We start from the raw sequence: 25,457 nt of genomic DNA on the forward strand, positions 1-25,457 counted from the left end.
TCGGCTCGCTAGCTGATGGCGCAGCAAGGGTTTCGCTCCGAAACCGGGTACCGGTCTGCGGCGGCCTCGTCAGCGGCCGCTTGCTGTGGCAAAGGATGGTCGGCGCTTCCGGGGATGACGATCTGCGCGTTGTTCCTCAGCAGGTCGCTCATCGTCAGCGCCAGACCTGCGATGGCATGGGCATTCGACAACACCGAGGGCCACCCATTCGGTTTGGCCTCAATGACACGGAGGTACGCTTCCTGAACGTTGTTGACTGATTTCGCGAGAGCCGCTCTCGTCGGTGATTCGCGGTCATGGCCCCCCGGAGGCATTTGCCACAGCGTTTCGATCAATTCCGTGATGGCGCTGCGCAACGAAGACACATCACCGGCCAGGTCTCTGTACAAGCTGAGAATGCGCAGCGCGCACTCGAGGATCGGCGCGTCATACTGCATGGTATCGCCGGTCCGGCGGCTGGGTGGGACGCCCGGGACGAATTGGCATTTGCTGCTAGAGTACGCGTCGGCTCCCAATGAATGAAGTGTTGCTGCTATTCGATTCACAAGTGCCGAACTCGCCGGCCGATGCGCTCCGTTCTCGAACAAATCTGCGATGAGTCGGCATGCATGCTTGAACGAGCGAGCTGTGGCACAGTGAACATCGGTCCATCCCGAAACCGCGCCGTCGGCGATACGCCGCATGTCGGAGAGAGCCGATTGCAGTTCGCTCCTTTCTGACTCGACAGAGGCCCTCATGTCCTCCGGGGTGCGATCCAGGCGTTTTGCGAATTGGAGGAACAATGGCTCGGCGGCCGTTTCCACCTCGCTGGCGGCCAACCGGAAATCGATGTTGCGGTGAACGGCTGAATCGAGAAGCGATCTCTGCGCGGCACTTCGCACGCTTTCAAGCATGTCGGTCGCCATCGACATGGCGACCTGGGCAGCCTGCGACTCCTCGACATCATTCGGACCGGCAGCGAGGGCGCCGCAGAGCTCCTTCAAGGCCAAGTCGATAGAGGTCGCATGCTTGATGGGGGCCTCCTGACTCGACAGTCCGTAGTACATCGCAAACTCCAGGGCGTCCGCGGCTTCTGCAAGGCTCCGGTCGATCGGGGCCGCAGCGCGCGCATCGGGTGCCAATCGGCGAAGGTGCTGGTACAGGTACTTTTCGATGGCAAGAATCAGTCTGGATTGCTTCGGATCGTGCAGGTTCAGCCTCAAAAACATGGAATCGCAGTTTCGTTTGATTGCGCGTGTGAGCGCCGAATGGCCCGCGGCGCCCGACGGCAGCTGGTCGGCGAGCCTTTCCATGTACTGAAGCCGCGCGGAGAACGCATGGAGCAAGGGGCGCATGCCCGCTTCATGGGTCAGCTGGGCGAGGTCATCGCGGATGTACTCGATACCCCTCTGCAGCCAGGTCCGGACATCGAGTGGGGAGTCGTCACCGCGTGCTGCTGTGGTCGCGAGCATGGTCAGTGCAGATTGAACAATCATGAGTCATCCTTCCGTTGTGCGGTCGAAGAACTCTATGGCGAAGCGAACAAGATGTGCGCCAGATGTTCGTCTCGGTCACCCGTCCGGTGTCAGGCGCCTCGCGGGGAGGACGGACGGGCCAACGGTTGTTTTCTCTGTTGCGCAACCAGCCCGCCAATGAACTTCGCCAACGGCACGATGTTGCGATGCGTGCTCGCCTGCTCCAGCGCGCTCATGTAGGCTTTGCGCTGTTCCACGGGAATGACGGTCCACGGATAACCCGAGGTCACCAGGAGCGCGTTCATCACGAACCGCCCGAGCCGGCCGTTGCCGTCCATGTAGGGATGGATGTAGACGAAGAGGAAGTGGCCGAGCACGGCCCGTGCCGCGGGATGCGCCTCGTTCGAAATGAGTTCGAACAAGACCGGCATCGTTTCGCGGACGGCCTCCTTCGAGAGCGGGACGTGCAATGCTTCGCGAATGAAGACCTGGTCGTTGCGGTACCCCGCCAGGTCTTGCGGCCGCAGCACGCCAGCCTGTACGCTGGGCGCGAAGAGCGCGCGATACCACGCGCCGTGCGACTTCCTCAGCTCTTCGCCGGGCTCCATTCCTTCAAGGATGCGGCTCACCGAGTCTTTCACCGCGTTGTGCGCCTCGAAGTACCCGCGGGCCGCCATCGCGTCGCGCGCACCCTGGTCGTCGCCGTCCGGGTTCCATTGGCCCTGGCGGACCTGCTCGACGAGTTGCGGCGTCACGCGGTAGCCCTCGATCGACAGGGAGTGATACGCGTCGGTGACGTAGCGGGCCTCGACGTCGGCCAGCGTTCTCGAGGCGCTTCGCCGCCCTCTGGTCGGCGCAGGGAGCGTGTCGATGACGGCCTGGCGCATGTCGGCCCACAGCAGCCGGATGCGCTGCACGTACGGGCTTTCGGGCCGCCCGCCGGGGATCGAATTCACCGGCTGCTCGAACGGGTTGGTCTCGTTCACGGTGTAGGTGGCGGACCGCATCGTCTGCACGACCTCGTCCGCGACCTCGGGCCGGCCCAGCGCGCGAAGCGCGCCCGCAGGCCGCCCCGCGACGACCGAATGCGATCCCTCCAGCAGGGTCCGGACGAGGTGGCTGCCTTCACCCAGGCTCCGCAGGGCGATGGTTGCCGCAAGCGGCTGCTGCGTGAAGAATGCCGGCCCCGCGGCGACGAGCGCGCTCTCCAGTTCGACGAGCCGCAGCCCATCCGCATCTTCACTCGGACGCGATGGCAGCAGCCGCGGCGACTTGTACAGGAAAAGCGAGGTTCCGTGCGGCAGGCCCAGCGACTGGTTGCCCGCGGCCGGCGCCCACACCTGCAACTGCAGGGGCAGCGAACGCTCGCCCGAATGCATCGCGAGCGATTGCTCCGGCCCGACGTGCCACTGGTCGCCGAATCGCTCGTTGCAATAGCCGGCGATGAATGCCGAAATGTCCCGGACCATTTCAAGACTATTCTGCTTTGTCAACGCAAGACTATTGCGCTTGCTGGAGCCTCCGCGCAGGCTCAGTAAGTCCGCCCCGCCTTGTACATCCCGCTCGTGCGCCTCGTCGTCTGCGTTGCCGCCGCGATCCGCGCCATGGCCTGGCCGGCGTGCGCGTGCGTGATCGCGAGGCCCAGCGCGTCGGCCGCATCCTTGCCGGGCAGTCCCGGCAGCTTGAGCAACCGCTTCACCATCTCCTGCACCTCGGCCTTGCCGGCCTTGCCGTAGCCGGCCACGGCCTGCTTCATCTGCAGCGGCGTGTATTCGGCCACCGACAGGCCGCCTGTCACGAGCGCCGTCACGCACGCGCCGCGCGCCTGACCGAGCAGCAGCGTGGCCTGCGGGTTCACGTTCACGAAGACGATCTCGACGGAGGCGACGTCCGGCGCATACCGCGCCCGCACTTCGCCGATTCCTTCGAACAGGACCTTCAAACGCGCGGGCAGGTCGCCGCGCGGCAGGTGCGTCGTCGTGATCGTGCCGCTCGCCACGTAGTCGAGCGAGGACGCGTCGCAGTCCACCACGCCGAAGCCGGTGGTCTGCAGGCCGGGATCGATGCCGAGGATGCGCACACGGGGAGTCTACCGGGCCTCGGCGGCGCGAACTTGCATGCCCAGCGGGCCGCTGGCGATGCCGAAGCGTTTGCTCGGGGGCAGCGCCTCGACAATGCCGTGCAACTCGGCATCGGCGTCGCGCCCACTGTAGCCGCGTCCGCCGATCAGGTGGACATGCACGTCGCGCTTCGCCCCGGTCACTACCCGGATGTCGAACACGGTGCGTGTCTGGAAGGCCTTCAGCGCGCCTTCGATCAGCCGGGCGCGATCCAGCGTCGAAAACCGTGAGAGCGTTTCGTGCAGGTCCCTGCTGTCGCCGGCGGCAAGCCCCAGGAGGGACGCGGCCGTGCGGTCCAGGCAGACCGTCCCGCGACGGATGTCGACCGACCAGTAACCGAGATTCCGGTGAAGTGCCGAATCGGCACAGCGCACGTTGTTCATTTGGCGGAGTCCTCGAAAGAATTCGTGGCGATGTATCCGAATGTTCGTGACGGCAGGGCTCGAATTCAAACGAAATTAATGCATCGGGGGTATTCCGCTTTCGAATCCGGGGGTATGCTCGCGTTCACATGCAGGCTCACCCATGAGCGACCTCGACCTTCGGCGGCTGCGTTTCTTCGTCGAAGTGGTCAAGCACGGCGGCTTTTCCGCCGCCGCCAAGGCGCTGTGTTCGACCCAGTCGACGGTGAGCAAGGCGGTCAAGCAACTCGAGGACGAACTGGGCGTGACCCTGCTGAAGCGCAGCAGCACGCGTTCGGACCTGACCGACGAAGGCCGCGTGGTCTACGAGGAGGGTGTGCGCCTGTTGGGCGCCGCCGACCAGCTGCGCTCCGATCTCGACGCGTTGAAGGGCCTGCGCCGTGGCCGTCTCGCCCTGGGGCTGCCGGGCATGGGCACACACATCCTGCTCGCGGAACCGCTGGCCCGGTACAAACTGAAGTACCCCCTCGTCGACCTCGTCCTGGAAGTCGCGTCGATCTCGCAGCTCGAGCGGCAGCTGCACGTTTCGGGACTCGATATCGCCGCCGTCTGCGATCCTCCGCCCGACGGCCTCGACTTCCATGCGGCGCTGGACGACGAGCTGGTGGTCCTTTTGCCGTCGACGCACCCTCTGGCCTCGCGCGACAGCGTCGAGCTCCGCGAACTGCGGGACGTGCCGCTCTTCCTTTGCGAACAGGATTTTCCCGCGGCCGGGGAACTGCTCGAGGCTTTCGAGGCGGCCAGCATCGAGCCGCGCATTTCCGCGCGCAGCGACCACCTCGAACTGCTCTGCGAACTCGTGAGATCGGGCGCCGGCGTGGCGTTCGCGCCCAGCCGCGTCGTCGCCGCGCGCGTCGGACGTTCGATCGTCGCGCTTCCCCTGCGAGGGGCCCACATTCCCTGGCGGCTGGGTTTCGGCTGGGTGCGGGGCCGCCATCTCTCGCACGCGGCCCGCGCCTGGGTCGACCACGTGGGCCAGCAAGAGAGCCAGGCGGCCACGCCGGTGAGCGTCCCATGAACGCGGTGAGCCGTCTCGCGGAAGACGGGGGCCAGCGGACGCCCGAGCTGCTCCACGCGTGCGCATTCTTCGACGATTCGCAGGACCAGTACCGGGCGCTGGTGCCTTTTTCCCGGTCGTGCCTGCATTCCGGCAACCGGTGCCTGCAGTTCCTCGACCCGCTGCGCAAGGGCCAGCGCGCGCGCCGGCTGGAACGTGCGGGCATGAGCGTCTCCTTGGCTTCCGGCGGGATCGAACTGCGCGGCTGGGACGAGACCTACCTGCGCGGCGGTCGGTTCGTCGCCGACGACATGCTGGCGCTGATGCGGGAGCTCGTCACGGGCTCGCTGCGCGCGAGCGTGTGGGCGAACATGGACTGGGCTTATCGCGATCCGTCGACCGCCGATGCCCTCGCCAGCTACGAACAGCGCCTCAACCCTCTGCTGGAGAAGAGCGGCGCGGTCGTGGTGTGCGTGTATGCCGCCGGACGCCACGACGCCGAACATGCGCTGGCCGTGCTGCAGGCCCATCCGTGGATCATGGTGGACGGCCAGCTCGAGCGCAACCCGGCGTATCTGCCCGACCCAGCGCCTGCGGCCCAGCTGCGGCGCGATTGAACTAAACTGGCGCTTCCTCGCCCCACCGGCGAGGAAAATTCCGGGAAGATGGCGGTCACCCGCCGCCGCTCTTTGCCCGTCCTTGCACGAACCCAACGCGACACGATCGCGCGGAGTGAAGAATCCATGAGCCAGCCAGAGGCCTTGCGCCTGCACGTCCCCGAGCCATCCGGTCGACCCGGTTGCACCACGGACTTCTCCTATCTCCATGTCTCCGAGGCCGGCGCCGTTCGGCGCCCGCCGGTCGACACGAGCCACTTCGACACGAACGACCTTGCCTACTCGCTGATCCGCGTGCTCGATCGCGACGGAAGGGCCGTCGGCCCCTGGGCGCCCGAGCTCTCGACCGCCCCGTTGCGCAAGGGCCTGCGCTCGATGATGAAAACGCGCATCTTCGATGCGCGCATGCTCATCGCGCAGCGCCAGCGCAAGATCTCGTTCTACATGCAGTGCCTCGGCGAAGAGGCCATCGCCGTTGCGCAGGCCATGGCGCTCGATCCCGGCGACATGTGCTTCCCGACCTACCGCCAGCAGGGCCTGCTGCTCAGCCGCGACGACATCTCGATGGTCGAGCTCATGTGCCAGCTCATGAGCAACGAGGGCGACATCATGAAGGGCCGGCAACTGCCGGTGATGTACTCGTACAAGCGCGCCGGCTTCTTCTCGATCTCGGGCAACCTCGCCACGCAGTTCATCCAGGCGGTGGGCTGGGCGATGGCCTCGGCGATCAAGGGCGACACGCGCATCGCGTCGGCCTGGATCGGCGACGGCGCGACGGCCGAGGCGGACTTCCACACCGCGCTCACTTTCGCGCACGTCTACCGCGCGCCGGTGATCCTCAACGTCGTCAACAACCAGTGGGCGATCTCGACCTTCCAGGCGATCGCGGGCGGCGAGTCGACGACCTTCGCGGCGCGCGGCGTGGGCCTGGGCATCGCCTCGCTGCGGGTTGACGGCAACGATTTCCTCGCGGTGTACGCCGCGTCGCGCTGGGCCGCGGAGCGCGCCCGCTCTAACCTCGGGCCGACGCTGATCGAATGGGTGACCTACCGCGCGGGTCCGCACTCGACCTCCGACGATCCGTCGAAGTACCGTCCTTCGGACGACTGGCAGCGCTTCCCGCTCGGCGACCCCATCGAGCGCCTGAAGTCGCACCTGATCGGACTCGGCGCGTGGTCCGACCAGGAGCATGAACAGGTGCGCCTCGAACTCGAAGCCGAGGTCGCGGCCGCGCAGAAGGAAGCGGAGAGCCACGGCACGCTGCTCGACGGCCACATCCCCAGCCCCGCGACGATGTTCGACGACGTCTACGCGGAAATGCCGAAGCACCTGCGCCAGCAGCGCCAGCAACTGGGGGTATGAACATGCTGACGAAAACCAGGGACGGCGCGGTGGGCTCCGACGACACCGCGGCCGCGGCGCGCGGCGAGACGCGCGCGATGACCATGATCCAGGCGCTGCGCTCCGCGCTCGACGTGATGATGGGCCGCGACGACGACGTCGTCGTGTTCGGCCAGGACGTCGGCTACTTCGGCGGCGTGTTCCGCGTGACCGAAGGCCTGCAGGCGAAATACGGCAAGTCGCGCTGCTTCGACGCGCCGATCAACGAAGGCGGCATCGTCGGCGCGGCCGTCGGCATGGCCGCGTATGGTCTGAAGCCCGTGGCCGAGATCCAGTTCGCGGACTACTTCTATCCCGCGTCGGACCAGATCGTGTCGGAAGCCGCGCGATTGCGCTACCGCTCCGCGGGCGACTTCACCTGCCCGCTCACCATCCGCATGCCCTGCGGCGGCGGCATCTACGGCGGGCAGACGCACAGCCAGAGCCCGGAGTCGCTGTTCACGCACGTCTGCGGCATTCGCACCGTGATGCCGAGCAATCCGTACGACGCCAAGGGCTTGCTGATCTCGGCGATCGAATGCGGCGACCCGGTGATCTTTCTCGAGCCCAAGCGGCTGTACAACGGTCCCTTCGACGGTCACCACGACCGGCCCGTCGTGCCCTGGGGCCAGCACCCGCTCGCGCAGGTGCCCGAGGGCTACTACAGCGTGCCGCTCGACACGGCTTCGGTGTTCCGCGCCGGATCGCAACTGACCGTGCTCACCTACGGCACGATGACGTGGGTCTCGCAGTGCGCGGCCGAAGAGACCGGCATCGATGCCGAGATCATCGACCTGCGCTCCATCTGGCCGATGGACCTCGACACGGTGATCGCGTCCGTGAAGAAGACGGGCCGCTGCGTCGTCGTGCATGAGGCCACGCGCACCAGCGGCTTCGGCGCGGAGCTCGCCGCGCTGGTGCAGGAGCACTGCTTCTATCACCTCGAGGCGCCGGTGGAGCGCGTCGCGGGATGGGACACGCCGTATCCGCATGCGCAGGAGTGGGCGTACTTCCCGGGGCCGGCGCGAGTGGGCGCGGCTTTCAGGCGCGCGGTGGAAGGAGGGGCCTGATCATGGGAACCTATGCGATCAAGATGCCGGACATCGGCGAAGGCATCGCCGAAGTGGAGCTCGTCGCCTGGCGGGTGAATGTGGGCGATATGGTGAAGGAAGATCAGGTGCTCGCCGACGTGATGACCGACAAGGCGACGGTGGAGATTCCGTCGCCGGTCGCGGGCACGGTGAGCGAACTGCTCGGCGAGCCGGGCAAGGCGATGGCGGTCGGTGCGGAGTTGATCCGCATCGATGTGGAGGGCGACGGGAACGTGAAGGCGAAGACCGTCGTGGCGGCGCCCGCGGTCGCCGTCACGCCCGCGATGAAGGACGATGTGACGGCCACGCCGCCGGGCGATGCGGCGCCTGCGAAGGCTGCCGCCACGAAACAGCCGCTACCTCGCCCGACAACAGCCCCCTCCCGAGCTCCCGGCGACAAACCCCTCGCGTCCCCCGCCGTGCGCCGCCGCGCCTTCGAGCTCGGCATCGAACTGCAATTCGTCCATGGCAGCGGGCCGGCCGGCCGCATCACGCACGAAGACCTCGACGTCTACCTCGCCTCGCGCGGCCAGCCCGGCGCCGTGGGCGCGCCGCGCCTGCGCGAGAAGCACGGCGAGGAAGCGATCCCCATCGTCGGCCTGCGCCGCAGGATCGCCCAGAAGATGCAGGAGGCGAAGCGCCGAATCCCGCACTTCAGCTACGTCGAGGAAATCGACGTGACCGAGCTGGAAGACCTGCGCGGCAAACTCAATGCGCGCTTCGCCGCGCGCGGCAAGCTCACGCTGCTGCCCTTCATCGCGCGCGCGACCGTGCTCGCGCTGGAGGACTTTCCGCAGATGAACGCGCGCTTCGACGACGATGCCGGTGTCGTGACGCGCCACCAGCCCGTGCATCTGGGCATCGCGACGCAGACCGACAACGGCCTCGTCGTGCCCGTGCTGCGGCATGCCGAGGCGCAGGACCTGTGGGGCTTCGCGACGGAACTCGCGCGTCTCGCCGAGGCGGCGCGCACCGGCAAGGCGACGCGCGAGGAGCTTGGCGGCTCCACGATCACGATCACGAGCCTCGGGCCGCTCGGCGGGCTCGTGACCACGCCCGTGATCAACCATCCCGAGGTGGCGATCATCGGCGTCAACCGCATGGTCGAGCGGCCGATGTTCCGCGGCGGCCACGTCGTCGCGCGCCAGCTGATGAATCTCTCCTCGTCCTTCGACCATCGCGTGATCGACGGCATGGACGCGGCGCGCTTCATCCAGGCGATTCGCGCGCTGCTCGAGAGTCCCGCCATGCTGTTCGTGGAGTAGATATGGCCCCCGCGCTTTTCACTTCGTGTAATGCGCTGCCCCCCGAGGGGGCCGCAGCCTCCTTCGGGCGGCCGTGCGGAGGCTGCCCATGAAAGAGAAGACAACGAATCTGCTCGTCATCGGCGGCGGACCCGGCGGCTACGTCGCCGCGATCCGCGCGGCGCAGCTCGGCATCGCGACGGTGCTCGTCGAGGGCGACCGCCTCGGCGGCACCTGCCTCAATATCGGCTGCATTCCGTCGAAGGCGCTGATCCATGTGGGCGACCAGTACGAGTCCGCCACGCACTTCGCGGGCGACTCGCCGCTCGGCATCCGCGCGGCGAAGCCGAGCCTCGACCTCGTGCAGGCGCAGCGCTGGAAGGACGGCATCGTCGGCAAGCTCACCGGCGGCGTCGAGGCGCTGCTGCGCAAGAACGGCGTCGAGGTGGTGAAAGGCTGGGCGCGCATCGTCGACGGCAAGACCGTGGAGGTGGCGCAGGGCGCGGGCGGCAACGTGCTGCGCGTGCGCTGCGAACACCTGCTGCTCGCCACCGGCTCGCAACCCGTCGAACTGCCGGGCCTGCCTTTCGGCGGCAAGGTGATGTCGTCGACGGAGGCGCTCGCGCAGCAGGAACTGCCCCGCCACCTCGTCGTGCTCGGCGCCGGCTACATCGGCCTGGAGCTCGCGATGGCCTATCGGAAGATGGGCGCGGACGTGACCGTCGTCGAAGCGGCGGGCCGCATCCTGCCGGCGTATGACGAGGAGCTGACGCGGGCCGTCCACCAGAGCCTCAAGCGGCTCGCCATCACGCTGCACCTCAACGCGCGCGCCGAAGGACTCACGAACGACGGCGAGGGCGTGCGCGTGCGCAGCGGCCATGCGGACGAATTCGTGCTGCCCGCCGACCGCGTGCTCGTCGCCGTGGGCCGCGTGCCTCGCACGCAGGGCTTCGGCCTGGAGTCGCTGCAGCTGGAAATGAAGGGCCGTTCCGTGCGAATCGACGAGCAATGCCGCACGTCGATGCGCAACGTGTGGGCCATCGGCGACGTGGCGGGCGAGCCGATGCTCGCGCACCGCGCGATGGCGCAGGGCGAGGTGGCGGCGGAGGTGATCGCGGGGCACAAGCGCCGCTTCGCGCCGATGGCGATTCCGGCGGTGTGCTTCACCGACCCCGAGGTCGCGGTCGCGGGGCTCTCGCCCGACGAGGCCGAGGCGCAAGGCATCGCGACCGTGGTCTCGTCCTTCCCCTTCGCCGCGAATGGCCGTGCGATGACGCTCGAATCGACGCAAGGCTTCGTGCGCGTCGTGGCGCGCAAGGACACGCACCAGATCCTGGGCTGGCAGGCGGTGGGGCGCGGCGTGTCGGAACTGTCGACCGCGTTCTCCTATGCGATCGAGATGGGCGCGCGGCTGGAGGATGTGGCGGCGATCGTCCACGCGCATCCGGGACTGGGCGAGGCGGTGCAGGAAACGGCGCTGCGTGCGCTGGGGCACGCGCTGCACATCTGAGGGGGGATTCGAAGGGCGCCGCGCGCGGCCTCAGCTCGCGTTCTCGGCCATCCAGCTCGCCATCGATTCGCAGATCTCGTCGAGCAGGGCGTCCGGCGAACGGCCCGAGCGCACGAGCAGCTGGAAGCCGTGATCCGCGCCGTCGGCGATGTGCAGGGACGTGCGGTTGCCGATGGGCCCCAGCGCCACCTGCACGAGCGACAACTCGGCCAGGGGGTCGCGCGTGCCTTGTACGAACAGCATGGGCAGTTGCACGCCGACCAGATGTTCGGCGCGCTCGATGGAGGGTTTGCGCGGCGGATGCAGCGGGAAGCCGACGAAGACGAGGCCGCGCACGCCGGGCAGCGGCTTCGCGGCCTGCGCCTGCGAGGTCATGCGCCCGCCGAAGGATTTGCCGCCCGCGAAGAGCGGCACGCCGGGCAGGCGGCGCGCCGCCGTATCCACCGCCGCACGCACCGCCGCGTGCGCGACTTCGGGGCGGTCGACGTGGTCGCGCCGGTTTTCCATCCAGGGAAACTGGAACCGCAGCGTCGCGATGCCGTGGCCCGCGAGCCGCCGGGCGACGGCCGCCATGAACGGATGGCGCATGCCGGCGCCGGCGCCGTGCGCGAACACGAAGGCCGCGCGGATTGTGCGCGGCATGTCGAGCAATGCCGACACCTCCTCGCTGCCGAGCGGCACGCGCAGCTCGTGCGTCAGGATCTGGGAATCGGTCGCGGAGTCTGAAGGCATGTCGGGGCGTTGGGGTGCGTGGTCACGGGGATCGATCCGCGATGTCGCGCGGAGTATAAGCAGAAACCATGCGCACCCGGGCGAAAGCCCGGCCGAAAGGCCTCTCGACCTTCGTCGATTCGCCTGCGAAGTTGCGCGCCTCACCCGTCCCGAGCGGCTCAGTCCTCCAGCGGAATCTTCGCGGCCTCGATCGCGGACTTCAGCAGCGCGGCGTCGTCGGCGATCACCTTCTCGAACGCGGCGCGCGAGACGGGGCGCGTGTCGAACATGAAGGTGTCGGCCTGCTTCTGGAACTCCGGCGACTTCATCGCGGCGAGCACCATGTCGTGCAGCTTCGACGTGATCGCGGGCGGCAGGTTGGCCGGCCCGAAGATGCCGAACCACGCGCCCATGACGCGGCCGGGGTAGCCGCTTTCGCCGAGCGTCGGCACGGTGGGGAAGCCGGGCAGGCGCGTCGGATTCGAGGTCGCGAGCGGCTTCATGCGCCCCGCGTCGAGCATCAGGCGGCCGCTGGCGGGCGAGGTGATCATGAACTGCGTCTCGCCGGCGATCAGGCCCTGCACCGCGGGCGCGGCGCCCTTGTACGGCACGTGCAGCAGGTTCGCGCCGGTGATCGACTTGAACGCTTCCATCCACAGGTGGTTGCCGCTGCCGAAGCCGTTGGAGCTGTAGGCGAGCTGCTTCGTCTTCGAGGTGTCGATCACTTCCTTCAGCGTCGCATAGGGCGAGTTCGCCGGCACCACGAACAGGAAGCTCGTGTACGCGACCTGCGCGATGGGCGTGAGCTGGCCGATGTTGTACGGCGGCTGCTTCTTCAGCATCGGGTAGATCAGCGTCGCGTCGGCGGCCGACAGCGTGATCGTGTAGCCGTCGGGCGGCGACGCGATGGCGGCCTGGATGCCGATGGCGCCCGCGGCGCCGGCGCGGTTCTCCACCACGACGGGCACGTTGTTCTGCTCCGAGAGCGCGCGGCCGAGCGCGCGCGACATCACGTCGGTCGAGCCGCCGGGCGGGGCGGGCACGATCAGCTTGATGGGCCGCGAGGGATAGGCCTGCGCGAATGCGGCGCCGGCCAGGACGCTCGTGGCGGCGAGAGCCGCGGCGAAACGCAACGCCGCGCGACGGGGGGATTTCATGTTCATCGTGGGTCTCCGGAGGGTCAGATGTCGAGCCGGTACACGGCCTTCGCCGTGCCGAGAAAAAGGCGTTCGCGCTCGGCGGCGCTCGCGTCGCGCGTGATCCGCTTGAAGGTGTTCCACAGCACCGCGTAGCTGCAGCTTTGCTTGTCGGGCGGGAAGTTGCTCTCGAACATGCAGCGGTCGACGCCGAAGAGTTCGATGCAGGTCTCGATGTAGGGCCGCCAGGCCCGTGCGAGCTCTTCCGAGCCTACGGGCGGCACGCGGTTGTTGAAGCCCAGGCCGGACAGCGGCATGCCCAGGCCACCGAGCTTGACGAAAACGTTCTCGCAACGCGCGAGCTCCGCCATGTCGCGCTTCCAGTCGGCAAAGACTTCGTCGCGCCGACCGGCGAAATCGGCGACGCCCAGCGGCGCGCCGAAATGGCAGCACACCATGCGCGCCTCGGGCACGGCGCGCGCGAGGTCGGCGAAGTCGCGAAGCTGCGGATGGAAGTGCCACGAGTCGTAGCTCAGGCCGCGCGCCGCGAGGCGCTTCAGGCCCGCGCGGAACGACGGGTTCTTCATCAGGTCCTTCGACGGCACCAGCGTGCCGACGTCGCCGATGCGCGGCTCGTACTGCGCGCGGTTGCGGATGCCGGCGAGGCGCGAGCCCGCGCACGCCTGGTAGGCGTCGAGCACGCGGTCGACTTCGTTGCCCATTCGCAGGTCGGCGAAGCCGATGATGCCCGCGTTCACGCGCGCGGGACCATAGCGCCCGCTCGCGCTCATCGCGGCGATGCCGTTGGCGAACTCGATCTCGCCGAGCGGGCGCAGCGACTCGTCTCCGCCTTGCCGCCACATCGTCGAACACTCCGCGAAGACGGTGGCCACGATGTTGTGGCCCGAGTAGACGTCCTTCAGGAAGTCGTCGAACAGGTAGCGCTGCCCCGGCAGGTCCGCGCGGTCGAAGATGTGGTGGTGCGCATCCACGATCCGCAGCTCGGGAAACAGGATCTCCTCGTGCGGCTGGTAGCGGTGCCGCTCGTTCAGGATGTCGAGCGACTGCCAGAAGTGCCAGTCCTGGCCCGGGGCCGCGGCGCTCATCCGAAGCGCGCCTTGTGTTTTTCGACCGCCTTCGGGTTCGCCGCATGGCGCGCGCCGCGGCCTTGCAGGAAGTCGATGGCCAGGCGCGCGGCGACGGTCTCGGAGCGCTTGATGTCCTCGCCGCAGGCGCCGCCGACGTGCGGCGTCACCACCACGTTCTCCATCGTGAAGAGCTTGTGGTTGTCGGGGAGCGGCTCGGGCTCGGTGCAGTCCAGGCCCGCGCCCGCGATCTGCTTGGCCTCCAGCGCCTCGATCAATGCGTCCGTGTCGACGATGGGCCCGCGCGCCGTGTTGATCAGGTAGGCGGAGGGCTTCATCAGCTTGAACTGCTCGCGGCCGATCAGGCCCTGCGTCGCGGCGTTGAGTGGCGTGTGCAGCGAGATGAAGTCCGACTGCGCCAGGACTTCGTTCAGGTCGTGGACGAGTTCGACACCGAGGCGTTCGGCTTCGAGCCGGTCGAAGAACGGATCGTAGGCGACGATGCGCATGTGGAAGCCGAGGCGCGCGCGGTCCGCGAGATGGCGGCCGATGAAGCCGAAGCCCACGATGCCCAGCGTCTTGCCGTACAGCTCGCCGATGGAGGGCGTCGAGGTCATCGCATACTGCCGCGCCCACTTTCCCGTCTCGCGGCTGTAGCGCGAGGTCGCGTCCACGCGGCGCGCGAGCGTGAGCATGAGCGTGAGCGCGTGCTCCGAGACGCCGATGGCGTTGCCGCCCGGCGCGTTGAAGATCACGATGCCGCGCTCGGTGGCGGCCGCCGCGTCGATCTTGTCGAAACCGGCGGCGCCGATGTAGATCACCTCCAGCTTGTCGGCGCGGCGGATCAGGTCCGCCGGCACCGGCAGGTGGCCCGTCACGTCGTTGGCGCACAGCACGCGCGCTTCGTGGATGCGCTCGGCCAGCGCCTTCTGCGTGATCTCGCTGCGCATCTTCGCGCGTTCGAAGGCCCAGCGGCCGTGGCTGCGCTCCTCCTCGCTCAGTGCGAAGTCGAGCTCGAAGCCCGCGTTCGCGAAAGCGCGCTGCGTGTCGGGGCTCATCATGAAGCCCGGGACCAGAACCTTGCCTGAGGACACGGTGCGACTCCCTTATTCGGCGGTGGCCGCGCGCAGCATCTGCTGCGCGCCGATCTTGAGCATGGCCAGATCGCTGCCGATGGAGATGAGGTCGTAGCCCATCTTCGAGAACTCGCGCGCCCGCTCGCCCGTGGGCGCGAAGATCGCGGGGATCTTCTTCGCCGCGCGCGTGCGCTCCAGCGCATGGCGCACCGCGTCGTTGACTTCCGCCGAGGCCGGGTCGAGCTTGCCGCCCGACAGCGTGATCGACAGGTCGGCCGGGCCCATGAAGATGCCGTCGATGCCGTCGACCGCGAGGATCGCGTCGATGTTGCCGAGGGCCTGGCGCGTCTCGATCATCGCGAAGCACAGCGTGCCCGCGTTCGCGCCGGCAAGGTATTCGGCGGGCGTCATGCCCGTGGTGCGCACGACGTTGGCCGCGCCCCAGCTGCGCGCGCCGCGCGGCGCGTACTTCACGAAGGACGCGAGCTGCTTCGCGTCCTCGGGCGTGTTGATCATCGGCGCGATGACGAGGGCCGCGCCGCAATCGAGCACGCGCGAGGCCATCGTGAATTCGCCGACGGGAATGCGCACGCCCGCCGCCTTGCCGGCGAGCGTGATGAGCTGGATCGCCTGCATGGCCGCCGGGAAATCGTAGCCACCGTGCTGCAGGTCCACGCAGACCGTGCTGTAGCCCGGCTCGCGCGCGAGCGCGTCGGCGAGCTGCGGGTCGGGCGCGGTACACCATGCGCCCATGAGCGCCTTGCCGGGCTGGATCAGGCCCGGGAGGGTGAAGAGAGCGGTAGGCATGTCGTTCGTTCCTTGTGAACTTGGAAAAAGAGGGGGCGCGGCGCTTCAGCCGCGGGTGGCTTTCGCATGGGACAGGGCGTCGTCCCACGACGCGCCGTCGCCGAGCAGGCGGCGCCAGCCGAGCACCGCGCGCACCTTGCCGATGCCGGCGATGCCCGCGAGGCGATGGCCGCGCCGGTAGAGCGCGATGAACTTGGGATCGTCGTCGGAGGGCGGGTCAACCATCAGCACTTCCTCGTGGCCGACCGTGGAGCCGTACACCTGGAGCTTCAGGCCGAACTGGTCGGACCACACCCAGGGAACGGGCGTGTAGTTCTGCGCCGGCGACGCGGGCATGGCGAGCAGCGTGCGCGCGGCGTGCCGCCCCTGCTGCACGGCGTTTTCCCAGTGCTCGACGCGCCGGCATTCGTCGAAGCGCACGTTGGGCCAGCGCGCGATGTCGCCCGCCGCGACGATGCCGGGCGCGGCCAGGCAGGTGGCGTCGCACAGGACGCCGTCGGACACGTCGAGGCCCGAGCCTTGCAGCCAGGCGGTGTCGGGCGTCACGCCGATGGCGACGACGACGACTTCGCAGGCGACTTCGCTGCCGTCGGCCAGTTGCACCGCGCGCACGCGCCCCGCGCCGTCGGCCAGCGCGCCGACGGCCTGCCGGCCCGTCAGCAGGTCGACGCCGTGCCCGGCATGGATGCGGTCGACGTGCGCCGACACGGCCGCACCGAGCACGCGCAGCAGCAGGCCGGGAAGCGGCTCGACGATGGTCACGGCGATGCCGAGCGCGCGGCAGGTGGACGCGACCTCGGCGCCGATGAAGCCGCCGCCGATCACGACCACGCGCGCGGGCTTGCGCTCGAGGTCGGCCTTCAGCGCCTGCGCATCCTCGCGCGTGCGCAGCACGTGCATGCCGGCCAGCGTGCCGAAGGGCAGGCGGCGCGGCGATGCGCCGGTGGCAATGACGAGGCCGTCGAAGGCGAGCGTCTCGCCGTCGTCGAGCGTGAGTGTTTTGCCGGCGACGTCGAGGCGCGAGGCCGCGCGACCGAGCCGCCAGTCGAGATCGAGTTCGGGCTTGCAGTCGAGCGCGAGCTCGGCGGCGGGCATCGTGCCCTCGAGCATCTGCTTCGACAGGGGCGGGCGGTCGTAGGGCATCCCGGCCTCGCGCCCGACCATGACGATGCGCCCGCCGAAGTTCGCGGCGCGAAGCTCCTGCGCCGCGTTGAGCCCCGCGAGCGATGCGCCGGCGATGGCGATGGTTCGCAGCGCTCAGCCCTCGATGGTGATGGCGCGGCGCGGGCAGGCCGCCACGGCGCGCTCGAGCGCGGCGCGCTGCTCCTCGGGCGGCGTTTCCTGCAGCACGATGAGCATGTCCTTGTCGTCGATGTCGAACAGTTGCGGCGCGGCGGGCACGCAGGCGCCGTTGCCTTCGCAGCGGTCCCAGTCAATCACGATCTTCAATTCCGTCTCCTATGAAACACGCCCATGCGCGAGCGGACCGTATCGTTCGACGCGCCGGCCGCGCGCGTCAACGCGCCCGAGAGTCCCGTTCCGTACAGTGGATCGCCCCGTGTCGCACTATGTGGAACAAGGGCGATCCAATGTACGGAACAGGCGAATGGGCGTTGTTGCGGCGGCCGACGCGCGCGCCGCACCATGCCTCGCTGCAGAAGCGCCATCCATTCCAACCGGAGACAAGCATGAAATTCCAAGCTAGACGCCTTGCGCTCGCGAGCGCGCTCGCACTGGCCGTGACCGCGTCGGGCCTCGTCCCCACGACCGCGAGAGCGGCGACGGAGCTGACTTTCGCTTCCTACCTGCCCACGGCCTTCCCGATCTCGGCCGTCAACAACTGGATGATGGACGAGATCGAGAAGCGCACGAACGGCGAGATCAAGTTCAAGCGTTTCTTCGCGAGCACCTTGCTGAAGGCGCCCGACACCTTCCCCGGCCTTGCGAGCGGCGCGGCCGACATGGCGATGGGCGCGCCCGGCGCGTACAACCGCAACGACTACCGCCTCAACAACTTCACGCTGCCCTTCGTCACCGACAACGCCGCCGCGGGCAATCACGCCGCGATGGACATGCTGCTGAACAACGCCGACCTCAAGCGCGAGTTCGAGTCGCGCGGGACCGTGGCGCTCTTCGCCAGCATGTACGCGGAGAACAGCTACTGGAGCAGCAAGCCGCTGAAGACCGCAGCCGACTACAAGGGCAAGCGCATCCGGGCCGTGCAGGACATCGGCACCGCGATCCAGAAAATGGGCGGCACGCCGGTGGCGCTGTCGTACGCCGAAGCGGTGGAAGGCCTGCCGCGCGGCGTGGTCGATGCCGTGTCCTCGGTGCCGATGGATGCGGCCGTCCTCGGCGGCATCCACGAGGCGGCGAAGTTCGGCTCCGACGGCGGTGGCCTCGGCACGTTCTCGATCGGAATCACCGCGATCAACAAGGCGCGCTGGGACAAGCTGACCGAGGGCCAGCGCACGATCTTCCGCAACGTGATGAAGGAGGCGCTGCCGCGCTACCTGGATCTGCTCAACGCGTCGCTCGACAGCGCCGTGACGAAGATCTGCGACTACAAGGGCGACCTCGTCGTCAACCGCTTCTCGGCCGACGAGAAGAAGAAGCTGAAGGACACCGTCGGCAAGGAAGTGCATGCCGAATGGATCAAGTGGGCCTCGGCCAACGGCAACGCCGGCAAGCTGCTGGAGGAGTATTCCGCCGCCGTGCGCAAGCATGAGGCGACGGTGAAGTGGACGCCGGCCTTCGACCGCCTCGCCGCGAAGAAGTGCAAGGTGCAGTGAGGCTCGTTGCCGCCTTCGAGTCCTTCGCGCGCTGGCTCAGCGTGCTGAGCGGGCTGTTCGTCCTCGGGATCATCGCGATCGTCGTGATCGACATCCTGGGACGCAGCCTGTTCAACTGGCCGCTGCCCGGCGGCACCATCCTCTCGACGCTGCTGCTCGTCTGCGTGATCTTCCTCGGCCTCGCGAACGTGCAGCGGGCGAAGGAGCACTATCGCGTCGACCTCATCGCCAACCTGTTTCCGCCGCGCGGGCAGCAGGCGATCGAGGTGTTCGCGCACGCGGTCGGCCTGGCGGTGGTGTCGCTGCTCGCGAAGCTGAGCAGCTCGCACGCGATGCGATCGTTCGACCAGAACGAGATGAGCTTCGACCTCGTGCCTTTCCCCTTGTGGCCCGCGCGCATGGTGCTCGCGTTCGGCCTGATCCTGCTCGGGGTGCAACTGCTCATCGACCTGGTGCGCTCGGTCCGTGCTCTGTTCCGTCCGCTGCCGCCGCCCGAGGCGGCCGCAGCGAACGAAGGAAGCCGCTGATGGGCGGCACCTACAGCGCCGGCATGGCGATGGTCGTCGTGCTGCTCGGCCTGCTGGCGCTGCGCGTTCCCATCGCCTTCGGCCTCGCGGCCTCCGGCATCGTGGGTCTGATGATCGAGCGGCCGTGGCGCGCCATCGAGTTCCTGCTGTCGAACGTCGCGTACGCGAATTCCGCGGAATTCGGCTTCGTCGTGATGCCGCTTTTCCTGTTCATGGGGCACATGGCGTTCTCCGCCGGGCTTTCGGCACGCGCCTACGAGGCCGGGCAGAAGCTGCTGGGCCGCGTCCACGGCGGCCTGGCCATTGCCACCGTCTTCGCCTGCGCCGCGTTCGGCACGATCTGCGGTTCGAGCGTCGCGACGGCCGCGACTTTCGCCCGCGTCGCGCTGCCCGAGATGCTGGAGAAGGGCTACAAGGAAAGCCTGGCGACCGGCTGCGTCGCCTCGGGCGGCACGCTCGGCGCGCTGATCCCGCCGAGCGGCATCCTCATCCTCTACGCCATCGTCACGCAGGTGCCGATCAGCAAGCTCTTTCTCGCGGCTTTCATTCCGGGCATCCTGACGGCGGTGGTCTACATCATCGGCATCCTCATCATGGTGAAGTGGAAGCCCCACCTGGCCGGTCCGAAGCCCACCGAGCGCTACACCGTGCGCGAAAAGGCCCGCGCCGTGGTGAACATGTGGGAGGTGATCCTGCTGTTCCTGCTGGTGATGGGCTCGATCTACACCGGCCTCGCGACGCCCACCGAGGCGGCGGCCGTCGGCGCGCTGCTGTCGCTCGTGGCGGTGCTGCGCCGTCCGAAGCCCATGGCGCACGTGAAGGAGGGCCTGATGCAGACGGGCGCCACCACGTCGTCGATCTTCGCGCTGATCATCGGCGCCGGACTCTTCAGCCTCGCACTGACGACCACGCAGGCCGCGCAGGAGCTGGTGCAGTACATCACGTCGCTCAAGCTCTCGCCCACGCAACTGCTGCTGCTGCTGCTCATTCCCTACTTCGTGCTCGGCTGCTTCCTCGACGGCGTGTCGCTGCTGCTGATTACCGTGCCCATCGCCTTTCCCATCGTGCAGGCCGCGGGCATCCACCCCGTGCTGTTCGGCCTGCTCGTGTGCAAGCTGATCGAGATCGGCTGCCTCACGCCGCCGGTCGGCCTGAACGTGCTGGTGGTGAAGGCATCGCATCCCGGCATTTCGCTGCGCGACGCCTTCGTCGGCTGCGCGCCCTTCCTGCTGATGGAGATCGTGATCGTCGGGCTGATGATCGCGTTTCCGCAGCTCTCCCTGTTCCTCATCGAGTGATGCCGAAAGTCGTCGTCGCCGGCGCACTGGGCCTGATCGGGAGTTCGGCGGTCGCCCATTTCGAGTCGCTCGGCTGGGAGGTGGTGGGGCTGTCGCGCCGAGCGCAGGCCTCGTCCAGCACGACGAAGTACATGGCGGTCGACCTGACGAGCGCCGAAAGCTGCGCGCAGCTCGCTGCCCTTCGCGACGTCGATGCGGTCGTGTACGGCGCGCTTTACGAAAGCCCCGACCTGCTGGGTGGATGGTTCGACCCGAAGCACACCGAGATCAACACGGGCATGCTGCGCAACCTGCTCGATGCGCTGGAGCCCGGCAACCCCGGTCTGCGGCACGTGACCGCGATGCAGGGCGCGAAGGCATACGGCGTGCATCTCGGCCCCACGCATCCGCCGCTGAAGGAGCGCGCGCCGCGTCACATCCATCCCAACTTCTACTGGACGCAGGAAGACCTCTTGCGCGAGCGCGGCGCGAGGCGCGGGTGGAAGTGGACGGTGTTCCGGCCGCAGGGCATCCTCGGCCTCGCGACCGGCAGCGCGATGAATCCGCTCGTCTACCTCGGCGTGTACGCGGCGATCAGCCGCGAGCTCGGACTGCCGCTCGTGTTCCCCGGCACGGGCGAGGACGTCGTGCTGGAAGCGACCGATGCGCGGCTGCTCGCGAAGGCCATCGCCTGGGCGATCGACTCGCCGTCCGCCGCCGACGAGATCTTCAACATCACCAACGGCGACGTGTACACGTTCCGCGGCCTGTGGCCCGAGCTCGCGCGCGTCTTCGGCATGGAAACCGGCCTCACGCAGCCAATGCCGCTCGTGAAGGTCATGAGCGGCAAGGACGCGGTCTGGTCGCGCATTGTGCAGCGCCACGGCCTGCAGGACATTGCGCTCGACACGCTCGTCGGCGCCAGCTGGCAATCGGCCGACTTCGCGCTGAGCGACCGCCACGGCGCACGCTCGCAGCTCATGAGCACGATCAAGATCCGCCAGGCCGGTTTCGCGGACTGCATCGACACCGTGGATAGCTATTCGTGGTGGTGGCGCGATCTGCAGAAGCGCAAACTTCTGCCGGACTGAATTTCGTTTTCCCAGGAAGGAACCTCCCCATGTCCCTCACGACCGACGCGGTGAAGTCGCCGCATGCCGCCTTCGATTTCGACCCGTTCTCGCACGCCGTCATGCGCGATCCGCTGCCCTTCTACAAGGTGCTGCGCGAGAAGCATCCGGCCTATCACATGCCCCAGTACAACGCCTGGGCGTTCTCGCGCTTCGAGGACGTGCTGCGCATCTTCCACAACGACCACCATTTCCACACGTCCGAAGGCACGCTCGGAAGCAAGGAAGGCCTCTCGAAATTCGAGAAGGGCGCGGGTCCGAAGTGGCAGAAGGACCCGACGCCGCTGTTCGGCTTCAACGAGCCGGGCGTCTACGCCAAGCTGCGCAACGCGATGATGGCGGAGCTGCGGCCGAAGTCGGTCGCCGCGATCGCCGACGACATCCGTGCGCGCACCAATGCGCTGCTCGACGCGCTGATTCCGCGCAAGCGCTTCAACCTCAACCTCGATTTCGCGGGCATCGTGGCGGCTGGCTCGGTGTGCCGCATGTGCGGCATTCCCATCGAGGACGCGGCCGAGGTGCTGGCCGCCGCGAACTTCGCGACCAAGCAGGACCCGGTGACGGGCGGCTTCCCGCCCGACTGGCAACAGAACCGCGAGGTGCTGCTGGAAATCTGCCGCAAGGCCATCCGCAAGCAGATCGACGGAACGTCGGGACACGCCGTGCCCGCCATCGACAAGCTGCGCGCGCTCGACGTGGAAGGCCGCAAGCTCACGGTCAACGACATCGCCACGCTGATGTCCAGCATCGTCCTCGGCGGGTCGGAGACGCTGCCCAAGGTGTTCGCGCACGGCCTCATGGAGTTGAACAATGCGCCGGAGCAGAAAGCCGAGGTGCTGAGCGACCTGGAGAACAATGCCGCGCCTGCGTTCGAGGAGATGCTGCGCTACTGCGGCCCGGCGCAGTGGTTCATGCGCACGGTCGACACGCCCATCGAGATCGCGGGCCAGAAGCTGGAACGCGGCGAGCGCGTGATCGCGCTGATCCAGTCCGCCAATCGGGACGACCGCGAATTCGACAATCCCGACAAGTTCATCTGGAACCGCAAGATCGAGCGGCACATGGGCTTCGGCAACGGCCTGCACTTCTGCATCGGTTCGCACCTCGCGCGGCTGGAGGGCAAGATCCTGCTGCAGGAGTTCCTGCGGCGCGTGCCGGAGTACACGATCGAGGAAGCGATCCGCACGCCGTCGTCGTTCCAGTGGGGCTATACGAGCGTGACGGTCTCGATTCCCTGAGGCCACGTCGGCGCAAAATGCCGGGATGCAATTCCATCTCGACGGCTTTCGTCCCGGCGATCCGCATGTCCAGCCCGCCGCGCCCGGCATGCCGGCGCGCACCGAGGCGCTGCCCTCGACCACCGACGTCCTGATCGTCGGCTGCGGCCCGGCCGGGCTCACGCTCGCCGCCCAGCTCGCCGCTTTCCCCGACATCCGCACCTGCATCGTCGAACAGAAGGACGGAGCGCTTCAGCTCGGCCAGGCCGACGGCATCGCCTGCCGCACCATGGAGATGTTCGAGGCCTTCAACTTCAGCGAGCGCGTGCTGAAGGAGGCGTGCTGGATCAACGAGGTGACGTTCTGGAAGCCGGGCGAGGACGATCCGGCGAAGATCGTGCGGCACGGGCGCGTGCAGGACACCGAGGACGGCCTGTCGGAGTTTCCGCACGTGGTGCTGAACCAGGCGCGGGTGCATGACTTCTATCTGGATCTCATGCGCAATTCGCCGTCGCGCCTGGAGCCGCATTACGCGCGTCGCGTGGTCGATGTGGCGATCGATCCGGCTGCGGCCGACCATCCCGTCACCGTGCGCATGGAACGCGCGGGCGGCGAGGTCGAGACCGTGAAGGCGCGCTACGTCGTCGGCTGCGACGGCGCCCGCAGCGCGGTGCGCAAGGCCATCGGCCTGCAGCTGGTCGGCGACTCGGCCAACCAGGCGTGGGGCGTGATGGACGTGCTGGCCGTCACCGACTTTCCCGACATCCGCTACAAGTGCGCGGTGCAGTCCGAAAGCGGCAACCTGCTCGTGATCCCGCGCGAAGGCGGGTACCTCGTGCGCCTCTACGTGGAGATGGACAAGCTAGGCGAGGACGAGCGGGTGTCGAGTCGCGGCATCACCTTCGAGAAGCTGATCGACACGGCGCGGGCGATCCTGCATCCCTACACGCTCGACGTGAAGGAGGTGCCGTGGTGGTCGGTGTACGAGATCGGCCAGCGCATCTGCGACAACTACGACGACGTTCCGCCTGGCGAGCGGGATTCGCGCGAGCCGCGGGTCTTCATCGCAGGCGATGCGTGCCACACGCACAGTCCGAAGGCCGGACAGGGCATGAACTTCAGCATGCAGGACACGTTCAACCTCGGCTGGAAGCTGGCCGCGGTCTTGCGAGGGCGCAGCGCGCCTTCGCTGCTGCATACGTACTCGCAAGAGCGGCAGGTGGTGGCGCAGGAGTTGATCGACTTCGACCGCGAGTGGGCGAAGATGTTCAGCGACAAGGCTTCGACGGGCGCCGACGGCGGCGAGGCGGGCGGTGTCGACCCGAAGGAGTTCAAGAAGTATTTCGAGCGGCATGCGCGCTTCACCGCGGGGATGGGGACGCACTATCGTCCGTCGATCATCCGGGGCGGCGACACGCATCAGGCGTTGGCTTCTGGCTTCGTCATCGGCACGCGCTTTCACTCGGCGCCCGTGATCCGCATATCGGACGCGAGACCCCTGCACCTCGGGCATGTGGGCAAGGCCGATGGGCGGTGGCGCTTGTATGCCTTCGCGGACAGGGAAGACGACGCGGGCACGGCCTCGGGCATTCGCGCGTTGTGCCGGTTCCTCGCGGAGGATGCGACTTCGCCTTTGCGCCGTCACTCGCCGGCGGATCAGGACCCCGATGCGGTCTTCGACCTCCGCGCGATCTTCCAGCGGGCGCATGCGGAGCTCGCCATCGACTTCATGCCCGCGCTGCTGCTCCCGCGCAAAGGCCGCTTCGGCCTGATCGACTACGAGAAGATATTCAGCGCCGACCCGAAGAACGACATCTTCGATGTTCGGGGCATCGACCGCGAGCGCGGCGCGCTGGTCGTCGTGCGGCCGGACCAGTACGTCGCGCATGTGTTGCCGTTGGAGGCGCATGCGGAGCTGGCGGCGTTCTTTGCCGCGTTCATGACTGCGATCAATCGCGCATGAACCCTCGACGAGATTCGCCGGACCTCTTTCCGCGACGGGCCGAGACGACGAACTCGATGAGCTTTCCGAGGGCCCTCAGACCGGCTTCGTCCCCGCCAGCGTGATCCGCTGCAGCACGCGCCGGAAGCCGTGGTAGTCGTTGACCGGGTTGTGCTGCGCGGCCCGGTTGTCCCAGAAAGCGATGCAGTCGGGCTGCCACGACCAGCGGCAGGTGAATTCGGGCTTGATCTGGTGCTCGAAGAGGAAATTCAGCAGTGGCGCGCTTTCCGCTTCGGTGAGGCCGACGATGCCCGCCGTGTGCGCCGTGTTCACGTACAGCGCCTTCTCGCCCGTCTCCGGGTGCGTGCGCACGACGGGATGGTGCGCGGTGTATTCCTTCTTCGCTTCCTGATTGCCGTCGGTCTTCAGCCGGTCCTCGCGCGTCTTCGAGACGTCCGCCTTGGCGGAACTGGCGATGCCCACCAGCCCGTCGAGCAGGCGCTTCATCGTGTCCGACAGCGCCTCGTACGCCGCCACCTGGTTGGCGAACAGCGTATCGCCGCCGTAGGGCGGCACGATCTTCGACAGCAGCATCGTGCCCATCGGCGGCGTCTCGAGATACGTGGTGTCCGAATGCCACACGCCGCCGAAGTTGACGCGCTCATGCTCCAGCTTCTTGACCTCGATGATCTCGGGATACCCCTCGATTCCCTTCACGAACGGATACTCGACGGGCGTGCCGAACAGGCGCGCGAACTGCACGAACTGCGCCGGGTCCAGCGGCTGGCCGCGGAAGAACACGACCTTGTGCGCGAGGTATGCGGCGCGCACTTCGGCCGCCTGCGTCTCGGTGAGCGGCTTGCGCAGGTCGAGCCCGGAGAGTTCGGCGCCGAGGGCGCCCGCGATGCGTCGGATTTCCATG

Annotated in this window: 24 protein-coding genes; 12 read left to right on the forward strand and 12 right to left on the reverse strand. The window is 67.9% G+C overall.

Annotation, left to right across the window (positions count from 1 at the left end; translation table 11 throughout):
* Window positions 1–8: 8 nt before the first annotated feature.
* The 4 genes from AB7E83_RS10850 to AB7E83_RS10865 all read right to left on the reverse strand — a co-directional run bounded on the left by AB7E83_RS10850 (window position 9) and on the right by AB7E83_RS10865 (window position 3,957).
* Entirely contained in the window at window positions 9–1,475 is a 1,467-nt protein-coding gene (locus AB7E83_RS10850; protein ID WP_428568977.1) for a hypothetical protein, read from the reverse strand.
* An 89-nt stretch (window positions 1,476–1,564) separates the two neighbouring features.
* Window positions 1,565–2,923: a Fic family protein gene (locus AB7E83_RS10855; RefSeq protein ID WP_428568981.1), complete on the reverse strand. Its 1,359-nt coding sequence runs from the start codon at window positions 2,921–2,923 to the stop codon at window positions 1,565–1,567.
* A gap of 62 nt (window positions 2,924–2,985) precedes the next feature.
* Window positions 2,986–3,534 (reverse strand): crossover junction endodeoxyribonuclease RuvC, encoded by a 549-nt coding sequence (ruvC, locus tag AB7E83_RS10860; protein WP_428568984.1) that lies wholly within the window; start codon window positions 3,532–3,534, stop codon window positions 2,986–2,988.
* Between the two features lie 9 nt (window positions 3,535–3,543).
* Window positions 3,544–3,957, reverse strand: coding sequence for a hypothetical protein (locus AB7E83_RS10865; RefSeq protein WP_428568987.1), 414 nt, complete (start codon window positions 3,955–3,957; stop codon window positions 3,544–3,546).
* Between the two features lie 142 nt (window positions 3,958–4,099).
* Between AB7E83_RS10865 and AB7E83_RS10870 the strand changes: the two genes are divergently transcribed.
* From AB7E83_RS10870 to lpdA, 6 genes are all read left to right on the forward strand, one after another.
* The gene (locus AB7E83_RS10870; protein ID WP_428568990.1) at window positions 4,100–5,014 is read left to right on the forward strand and encodes a LysR family transcriptional regulator; all 915 of its coding nucleotides are present in this window, start codon (window positions 4,100–4,102) and stop codon (window positions 5,012–5,014) included.
* Entirely contained in the window at window positions 5,011–5,610 is a 600-nt protein-coding gene (locus AB7E83_RS10875) for an MEDS domain-containing protein (RefSeq protein ID WP_428568993.1), read from the forward strand. The genes AB7E83_RS10870 and AB7E83_RS10875 overlap by 4 nt, the downstream gene beginning before the upstream one ends.
* A gap of 126 nt (window positions 5,611–5,736) precedes the next feature.
* Window positions 5,737–6,972, forward strand: a complete 1,236-nt coding sequence (locus AB7E83_RS10880) for a 3-methyl-2-oxobutanoate dehydrogenase (2-methylpropanoyl-transferring) subunit alpha (protein WP_428568996.1) — start codon at window positions 5,737–5,739, stop codon at window positions 6,970–6,972.
* Between the two features lie 77 nt (window positions 6,973–7,049).
* A complete protein-coding gene (locus tag AB7E83_RS10885; protein WP_428569111.1) occupies window positions 7,050–8,060 on the forward strand; it encodes an alpha-ketoacid dehydrogenase subunit beta in 1,011 nt (336 codons plus the stop codon).
* A gap of 2 nt (window positions 8,061–8,062) precedes the next feature.
* Window positions 8,063–9,346 carry a dihydrolipoamide acetyltransferase family protein gene (locus AB7E83_RS10890; protein WP_428568998.1) on the forward strand — a complete coding sequence of 428 codons (1,284 nt, stop codon included), beginning with the start codon at window positions 8,063–8,065 and terminating at the stop codon, window positions 9,344–9,346.
* Between the two features lie 88 nt (window positions 9,347–9,434).
* A complete protein-coding gene (gene lpdA, locus AB7E83_RS10895) occupies window positions 9,435–10,835 on the forward strand; it encodes a dihydrolipoyl dehydrogenase (protein WP_428569001.1) in 1,401 nt (466 codons plus the stop codon).
* Window positions 10,836–10,865: 30 nt separating this feature from the next.
* On the opposite strand, the gene AB7E83_RS10900 is transcribed toward lpdA, so the two are convergent.
* The 7 genes from AB7E83_RS10900 to AB7E83_RS10930 form a co-directional block, all read right to left on the reverse strand.
* Window positions 10,866–11,567, reverse strand: coding sequence for an alpha/beta family hydrolase (locus AB7E83_RS10900; RefSeq protein ID WP_428569004.1), 702 nt, complete (start codon window positions 11,565–11,567; stop codon window positions 10,866–10,868).
* 158 nt (window positions 11,568–11,725) lie between these two features.
* Window positions 11,726–12,709: a Bug family tripartite tricarboxylate transporter substrate binding protein gene (locus tag AB7E83_RS10905; protein WP_428569007.1), complete on the reverse strand. Its 984-nt coding sequence runs from the start codon at window positions 12,707–12,709 to the stop codon at window positions 11,726–11,728.
* Window positions 12,710–12,726: 17 nt separating this feature from the next.
* Complete coding sequence (locus tag AB7E83_RS10910; protein WP_428569010.1) at window positions 12,727–13,788, reverse strand: amidohydrolase family protein; 1,062 nt, start codon at window positions 13,786–13,788, stop codon at window positions 12,727–12,729.
* The gene (locus AB7E83_RS10915) at window positions 13,785–14,861 is read right to left on the reverse strand and encodes an NAD(P)-dependent oxidoreductase (RefSeq protein WP_428569013.1); all 1,077 of its coding nucleotides are present in this window, start codon (window positions 14,859–14,861) and stop codon (window positions 13,785–13,787) included. The genes AB7E83_RS10910 and AB7E83_RS10915 overlap by 4 nt, the downstream gene beginning before the upstream one ends.
* Window positions 14,862–14,873: 12 nt before the next feature.
* Window positions 14,874–15,650 (reverse strand): HpcH/HpaI aldolase family protein, encoded by a 777-nt coding sequence (locus AB7E83_RS10920; RefSeq protein WP_428569016.1) that lies wholly within the window; start codon window positions 15,648–15,650, stop codon window positions 14,874–14,876.
* A gap of 45 nt (window positions 15,651–15,695) precedes the next feature.
* Window positions 15,696–16,904 carry an NAD(P)/FAD-dependent oxidoreductase gene (locus AB7E83_RS10925; protein WP_428569114.1) on the reverse strand — a complete coding sequence of 403 codons (1,209 nt, stop codon included), beginning with the start codon at window positions 16,902–16,904 and terminating at the stop codon, window positions 15,696–15,698.
* A gap of 3 nt (window positions 16,905–16,907) precedes the next feature.
* Window positions 16,908–17,090, reverse strand: a complete 183-nt coding sequence (locus AB7E83_RS10930) for a ferredoxin (RefSeq protein WP_428569116.1) — start codon at window positions 17,088–17,090, stop codon at window positions 16,908–16,910.
* 248 nt (window positions 17,091–17,338) lie between these two features.
* On the opposite strand from AB7E83_RS10930, the gene dctP reads away from it, so the two are divergent.
* The 6 genes from dctP to AB7E83_RS10960 are packed head-to-tail and all read left to right on the forward strand — an operon-like array spanning window position 17,339 to window position 24,556.
* On the forward strand, window positions 17,339–18,442 hold the full coding sequence (gene dctP, locus AB7E83_RS10935) for a TRAP transporter substrate-binding protein DctP (RefSeq protein ID WP_428569019.1): 1,104 nt from the start codon (window positions 17,339–17,341) through the stop codon (window positions 18,440–18,442).
* Window positions 18,439–18,969 (forward strand): TRAP transporter small permease subunit, encoded by a 531-nt coding sequence (locus tag AB7E83_RS10940; protein ID WP_428569022.1) that lies wholly within the window; start codon window positions 18,439–18,441, stop codon window positions 18,967–18,969. The genes dctP and AB7E83_RS10940 overlap by 4 nt, the downstream gene beginning before the upstream one ends.
* Complete coding sequence (locus AB7E83_RS10945; RefSeq protein ID WP_428569024.1) at window positions 18,969–20,267, forward strand: TRAP transporter large permease; 1,299 nt, start codon at window positions 18,969–18,971, stop codon at window positions 20,265–20,267. Before AB7E83_RS10940 ends, AB7E83_RS10945 begins: the two co-directional genes overlap by 1 nt.
* A complete protein-coding gene (locus AB7E83_RS10950; protein WP_428569027.1) occupies window positions 20,267–21,337 on the forward strand; it encodes an SDR family oxidoreductase in 1,071 nt (356 codons plus the stop codon). Before AB7E83_RS10945 ends, AB7E83_RS10950 begins: the two co-directional genes overlap by 1 nt.
* 29 nt (window positions 21,338–21,366) lie before the next feature.
* Window positions 21,367–22,614 carry a cytochrome P450 gene (locus AB7E83_RS10955; RefSeq protein WP_428569030.1) on the forward strand — a complete coding sequence of 416 codons (1,248 nt, stop codon included), beginning with the start codon at window positions 21,367–21,369 and terminating at the stop codon, window positions 22,612–22,614.
* A 25-nt stretch (window positions 22,615–22,639) separates the two neighbouring features.
* Window positions 22,640–24,556 (forward strand): FAD-binding monooxygenase, encoded by a 1,917-nt coding sequence (locus tag AB7E83_RS10960; protein WP_428569033.1) that lies wholly within the window; start codon window positions 22,640–22,642, stop codon window positions 24,554–24,556.
* Between the two features lie 75 nt (window positions 24,557–24,631).
* On the opposite strand, the gene AB7E83_RS10965 is transcribed toward AB7E83_RS10960, so the two are convergent.
* Window positions 24,632–25,456 carry a TauD/TfdA dioxygenase family protein gene (locus AB7E83_RS10965; protein WP_428569035.1) on the reverse strand — a complete coding sequence of 275 codons (825 nt, stop codon included), beginning with the start codon at window positions 25,454–25,456 and terminating at the stop codon, window positions 24,632–24,634.
* Window position 25,457 lies beyond the last annotated feature (1 nt).

The sequence above is a fragment of the Ramlibacter sp. genome (assembly GCF_050250995.1).
Classification (GTDB): domain Bacteria; phylum Pseudomonadota; class Gammaproteobacteria; order Burkholderiales; family Burkholderiaceae_C; genus Ramlibacter.